General features: G+C 61.3%; 4 protein-coding genes. All 4 read right to left on the reverse strand.

Annotation, left to right across the window (positions count from 1 at the left end):
- Window positions 1-27 precede the first annotated feature (27 nt).
- The 4 genes from BQ8482_RS33875 to BQ8482_RS33890 are packed head-to-tail and all read right to left on the reverse strand — an operon-like array spanning window position 28 to window position 5,724.
- The gene (locus BQ8482_RS33875; protein WP_123151532.1) at window positions 28-402 is read right to left on the reverse strand and encodes a hypothetical protein; all 375 of its coding nucleotides are present in this window, start codon (window positions 400-402) and stop codon (window positions 28-30) included.
- Window positions 399-2,543, reverse strand: a complete 2,145-nt coding sequence (locus BQ8482_RS33880; protein ID WP_123151533.1) for a hypothetical protein — start codon at window positions 2,541-2,543, stop codon at window positions 399-401. The genes BQ8482_RS33875 and BQ8482_RS33880 overlap by 4 nt, the downstream gene beginning before the upstream one ends.
- Window positions 2,540-4,345 carry a hypothetical protein gene (locus BQ8482_RS33885; protein WP_123151534.1) on the reverse strand — a complete coding sequence of 602 codons (1,806 nt, stop codon included), beginning with the start codon at window positions 4,343-4,345 and terminating at the stop codon, window positions 2,540-2,542. Before BQ8482_RS33885 ends, BQ8482_RS33880 begins: the two co-directional genes overlap by 4 nt.
- Complete coding sequence (locus BQ8482_RS33890; RefSeq protein WP_244603099.1) at window positions 4,342-5,724, reverse strand: tyrosine-type recombinase/integrase; 1,383 nt, start codon at window positions 5,722-5,724, stop codon at window positions 4,342-4,344. Before BQ8482_RS33890 ends, BQ8482_RS33885 begins: the two co-directional genes overlap by 4 nt.
- Between the last annotated feature and the right edge of the window lie 230 nt (window positions 5,725-5,954).

The raw sequence follows: 5,954 nt of genomic DNA on the forward strand, positions 1-5,954 counted from the left end.
GGCGTTTATCTAAACAGTCAATCTGTCTCACGGGCGTTTCCGACTCGCGATCGGGATGACTTCGGCGTTGTAGCCGTAGCGCCGTAGCTCCATGAGTTCGCATAGCGCCCGCACCTGATGATGCTGGGCAAGGATGTCGTTGACGGCACGACGCTCCTGTTCGGCTCGGGTGGCTCCCATCGGCTGGCCTTCGGCATCACGCCACAACCGGGTCTCGATAACCGCCTGTCTAAAGACCTTCAGCACTTTCAAGGCTCGGTTTGCAGTTGCGCGACTGACGCCTGCCTCGACGGCGAGATTGGCGACCGTCAGCCTGCCATCGGTCACGCGAGGGCATCCATCAAAGAGACGTGCCATCGCCTCGCTAAGGGCTTGTTCCGTGGTTGCGCTGACCGGCTTCATAATGTGGATCCCTTCAACGGCGCGATAAGCCTGCGTTTTCGCTCGTTATCCGAGCGTAGGGCCTCACGTTGCAGCGGGGAGAGGCGCTTGTCGGCTAGAAGATTCTCCGCCTGTGCGATCGAGGCTTCCCAGGGCGGGAGATGTCGCTCGACCAGGCAGGCATTGGGACACCGGTCAGGAGCGCAGCGCGACAGAACTGGCGCCGAGGCTGAAGGTTTTTCGGCTTCCCGTAGACAAAGCGCGGTCGAAGGGTCGAAGAAGCAATCGTTCAGATATCCGACATGCAGAGTGCGCGCCAAATGCGCCAACATCGCCTTTAAGCGCTTACGATCGGCCAGTTGTCCTGGAAGGGGGTCGAGTTCGCGACCGACCCGCTCCAGTTCGGCCCCGATACGTCTGCTGGCCGGACCGCCGGGCCGGCGTCCTCGTCGTTGATTTTCGAAGTAGTCGATGATGTCATCGAGTTGCCCAAGCGCCAGCTCCTGCTCGACCTCCTGCCTGAAGCCGGATGCGGACGAGCCGGCATAGCCGTCGAACATGGCTACGGAAGCGTGCTTGTACTGGATTTTGCCGGCAACGACCCCGAAGGGCCGGTTCGCGATGTACCAGGCCAGTGTTCGCCTGAACTGACGGGTGTTGAAGCGCCAGACGTCTTCTCCCGCTCGGGGAATCGCAGGACTATCGTCTGCGCCATATCGTTCATCGAGGTGTTCGCGGAACCGGTTGATCCTCTTGGCGATAAGGATCGGCGTCTCGGCATTGTTCGTCTCGCGGTCATCAAGGGCAAGCCATAACCGCTCCGTGCCCGCGTTCCGTCGGACCCGTTCCGAGAGACGCTCGGCAACCCTGATTGCCTGGACGGCGGGTTCGATGGTGATCCAATCAACCTGCTCGCCGCGAGCCCCGCGGTCCTTCCAGGTCACGCCCTCGATCGCCAGCCGTTCCGTTTGGCCATCCCGGCCGAGACTGCGTTTCAGGCAACCGGCTTGTAGCGACTGCAGCTCGCCGTCGCGCATTCCCGTCAGATAGCTACATACGATGTAGGCGGCCGTCTGCAGATGCCTTTCTTCCCGCGCCAAGCTGATGGCATCGAAGCGCTCCCGCCACGGCTTGCCAGTGTCGGGGTCGGGGGAGATCGGCGTGTCCATACCGCCGACCTCGAATCCAAGTCCATCAGCAGCACCGTGAATCATCGACAACAAAGCCGGGTCTTTAAAGACCGTCGTTAGATGCAGTCCGCACTGCATGGTCACGAACTTCAGATTAATGACATTGCCATCGAACTTGCCATCCCGTGACAGCCTACCGGTCACCCCTCCGATCGAAAGAGGCTTTTCCCAGACGGGAATACCTCGTCCTTCACGGCGACGCTTTTCTATCCAGGATTCGAGCATGATTGCGGGCCGCGTGTGGCGGCGGCGCGAACGAGCTGCGAAGCGGGCGTTCAGTACATCTTCTTCAGCTCGCGCGGCCAAAATATCTTCGGCAAAGTGCTCTATATATTTGAGAGACCACCGCAGCATCGAGCCGATCACAGCCTCCGGGATGCGCGCGGTCCGATTTTCCGAACTGCGTGTGCCCTGGCCGGTTGCCCGATAAACCGGCCGGCCGCGCCATGGAGCGAAGGTGATGCCGCCACACGTTAGATAGGGCGCCAGGCGATGAAGCTGGACGATGGGTCGAAGGCAGACGCCCACGCGTCCCGGCGTGATCGGTCGGGACCGATGATACGCAGCATACGCATCGATCAGATCCTGATCGACGGCTGCCAGATCGAGCCTGCCAATCCGCGAGCGAGCGAAGTCCAGGAAGCCGCGCAGCGTGGCGAGTGCGTTATGGCCCGACACTGGCCGAAGCCGAGGTTCACCGTCAGCGAGGCGTTCGTTCATCCACGCATAGACGTATTCTTTGCCAAGCAATCGCTCGTTGGCGTAGGGGATTACGCTGAAGTCCACCGTCTGGAAGGCTTTTCGGGTCATATTGAAGATGGCGGGCGCCACATCCCAGGCATCATCGCCGAACCGCGAGAGCGCCGCTCTGTCAATTCCCTCGCGAAGAGGCATCGAGGCCAGAACGATGTCGTCGTCGGCCCGAATGCGTGAGACGGCAAGCTCATCATTCAAACGAGGAGCAGTCGTCATGAGCCGTATGCCTCCGGCGGAAGGTAGAGCAACGGCACTGAGGATTCTGCCGCCTCGACACGTGCATTTCCGACGACGGAGGCCGGGAACATCGGCAGGATTTGCTCTGTGATCCTGCGATAGGGCAGATCGAATTTCTCGCTCCAGTCGTCAGGCGGTAATGCCTCCCGCTGCTCGTCCATGAACGCTTGGAATGCAATCAGCGCAGGCAACTTTCGCGCGGTGATGACGGCGTTGGGGCATTCCAGGCAGCCCCAGAACGGTGTTGGACAGACTTCTCCTTCCCGACCGAAAGGGCTGGCGCGGAAGCTGCCGCATGCCGCCAGCCAAAGATCTTGCACTCCGTCGAGGAGCGGGCCGATCTTTTCAGGCGCCACCGGCAGCTCGGTCGTGGCGGCGGACGTTCGCAGCCGTGCTTCGTCTGCAGGCAGAACGATCCGCGGTCGGAGAGCCGGCACCATCGCGTCGGCCAGCGCTTCGATGATCGTCTGCTCATGCAGATGCCGAAGGGCAGGAATGTCAGCATAGTGATTGGCCGCCACCGGTATCGTGTGACCGACGGCAAAGATCTCCAACTGCCCTCCGGTTCGTTTGTACCAGTCGGCCTTCTGGGTCTTGCGCAATCTGGAGAGATTGAGCGCCAGTGACTTTCCGTCATCATCGATGATGCCGTACTTCGCGACGAAAGCGGCCACACATGTATCCAGCCTCTTTGGCGGGGACAGCCGTCGGGGCTTCCAGGTAATCCAGAGCTTGGTCGATCCCGTGTGTTGCCGCGCCCGTTCCGTTAGCGTGATCGCGAGCCGTAATACTGCGCCGGGCGTTTCTCGCCCGCCATCACGAACCCGCAGGCGCTTCCATTGGGCGTGATGTGCGCGCCGCTTTCGATACTCGACCTCAACATAACCACGGTTGGGATTGCGCAGGCAGTCGGCCTCCAGCCCGCGCAAGGCTTCGATCTCCAGACCCGTCATCAGGGACAGCCAGACGAGGAAGCCGACGACATCGTATCGGGTCAGATGGAAGCCGGCATGCAACTCCTCGACCGGAGGCGGCTCAAGTCCGCATCTGTGGGCGTGATAGCGCAGATTGTCGAACAGCGGGCCTTCTCCTGGGACCGTCCCTGTCGTCACGATCTGTGCAATCAGGAGATCATAGCGGTGGCGCAATTCCAGATCGCAGTCTACGTCCAGGACCGGAGGTGGCAGATCGTCGCCCGTTGCGATCCGGTTGCGGGCCTCGTTGATCTGGCACATCGCCGCCTTTAGCAATGCCGCAGCAATATTGCCGCTGTAGGCGTCGCGCGGCTTGGGAACGCCGTGCTCTCCATGGCCGATGTATTTCAGGCGCGGCAGTGTTTCGGCCGGAAGCCTTTCCGGATCGAGCTCAGCGACGACGCGCAGCACCCCGATCAGAGCGCCGAGCAAATTGCGTTGATTGGGCCGTTCGCCGCCGTTCTGCTCCAGCCAGTTCTCATAGGCATTGATTATTGTCGGTGTCAGATCTTCAAGACGATAAAGCGCTTGCTTCGCCGCCAGGAACCGCCAAAAGCGCCGCAGACGCCCCACAAAGGCCCCTGCGGTTTTCCAGAGTGGTACAGGCCCCATCCGGCGGAGATATTCTTGGAGGAACGGAGCAATTTCGCGCGTCAACGCCTCCAGCGGCCAGGAAGACAGGTCGATTTTGACCGTCCCCGCTTCTTCGGTCTGAAGAGTGAAGACCAGCGTGCCTTGCGGGCCGTTAGATTGGTTGCCGTCCTGCTCGATTTCCGCTGGGAATGTTGCGTAACGACCACGTCTCATCGCAGCGCACCCTCGGTATTAATGCGCAGTTCCCAGGCCTCGACCGCTGCATCGATCATTTCCTGGCTCTCTTCCAGGCAATCAAGGTAGATATGAGTGCTTTCGATGCGGCTGTGGCCGAGCAAGCGTTGCAATTTCAGCAGAGGGTCACCGATCAGGCGGCGGTAGGCAGCGCCGATATGGGGCTGGCGTTCGTCGAGCACCCAACCGATCTGTTCACGCACGAGTAGCGACAGCATGTGAACCGCAAAGGTGTGTCTCAACATGTGTGGCGTGACATCGAGGTCGATCCCGAACCGCCGGCATCGTGCACTTGCCCTCCGGAACACTACCTCCCAGGCGACCGGGGACATCGGCCGCGCCCCCTCCGCGAGCCAAAGAGACAATGGTTCTGACGCTTCCGCCCATACCAACCGACTGCGTTCGCGCGGCGCCAGGACGTCGACGCTGGCGCGAACCCCATCCTTCTCCAAGAGGAGCCTTCCCCGATCGTGGCTGACGACACGGATCGGGTGTTCGACCGACCCACTGCACGGTTGCGAACCGCGCATGAGGACATTGGTCCGCTCCAGTGCCGCGTATTCATGCAGACGTTTCAGCACGCGTTCGGGCAAGCGGATCACGCGTCCCTTGCTGCCCTTGGCAATGGCCGGCGCCAGCCGGAAAGATCGGCTGCGCAAAGCACTGGCCAGTTCCAGTTTCGGGAGCTCGATCCAGAGCAGGCTCGCAGCCTCCTGAAGCCGCAGGCCCGTCGTGACCAGCAATTCCGCAAACAGTGCATTGCGCTCGCTGTTGCGGCCCTGCCAGATGGAATCCTCACTCCCATCGGGAAGACGGCCGCGCAAGCCGATTTCGCGGAACAGGAGATACCGATCCAGGGAAAGGAACCGGACATCGCGGGTGCGTGCGCCGCGCTCGGTGGCAGCGTTGGCGGCAGCCGTTATGACCGCGCCGCCGTTCGTCCGTAGCCATGATTGCCGATAGGTGAATGGCGATTTTGCAATCACGCCCTCTTCAACCGCCCATCGGTAGAGCTTGTCGAGCGCGGCTATCGACCGGTTCCAGCTCGCCGCAGAGATGCGCATCGGAGGGAGTGCCAGGCGTCGCGCCGCATGGAAGGCTGCGACATCGTGCCGATCAGCCGCCCAGAGGGGCTTGTTGTCTCGGCGCTCGGCAAGAAAGCGCATCCAGACCAGGATATCCCGACCATAGGCGCGCAGGCTGTTGGGGGCACGGACCCCTAAGGTCGGGCAAGCTCGAAAGAACCGGTTCAGGTCGGGATCATAGCCGCCGTCATCGCCAAGAATGAACGGCATGCCGTCCGCGAGGTCCAGGTTCTCGGCGGCAGCGACTTCATTCGCCGACAGCGCATGAACCACACCATCAATCGAAACAGTGTGCTGTAGCGCAGATAGATCCGTGAAGAAGAGTTGGGGTATCGGAATCTCCTCAGCCGCGATTTTCCCGCCGGGACGGGCTCGATCCCGCCCCGGCGGGAAAATCGCATCGCGTCACCTCAAGCGGGGAAGGATGTCGTCAACGTTGATCCTGTGCTGCAAACGTCACAGCGGTAAGACAGAACCCAGAGTCAGGATAACGGCGTCCTGCC

The organism is Mesorhizobium delmotii, assembly GCF_900149755.1.
GTDB lineage: Bacteria > Pseudomonadota > Alphaproteobacteria > Rhizobiales > Rhizobiaceae > Mesorhizobium > Mesorhizobium delmotii.

Coding starts and splice junctions, on each gene's coding strand:
- BQ8482_RS33885 (WP_123151534.1), bottom strand. CDS start 4,345: ATGAGACGTGGTCGTTACGCAACATTCCCAGCGGAAATCGAGCAGGAC.
- BQ8482_RS33880 (WP_123151533.1), bottom strand. CDS start 2,543: ATGACGACTGCTCCTCGTTTGAATGATGAGCTTGCCGTCTCACGCATT.
- BQ8482_RS33875 (WP_123151532.1), bottom strand. CDS start 402: ATGAAGCCGGTCAGCGCAACCACGGAACAAGCCCTTAGCGAGGCGATG.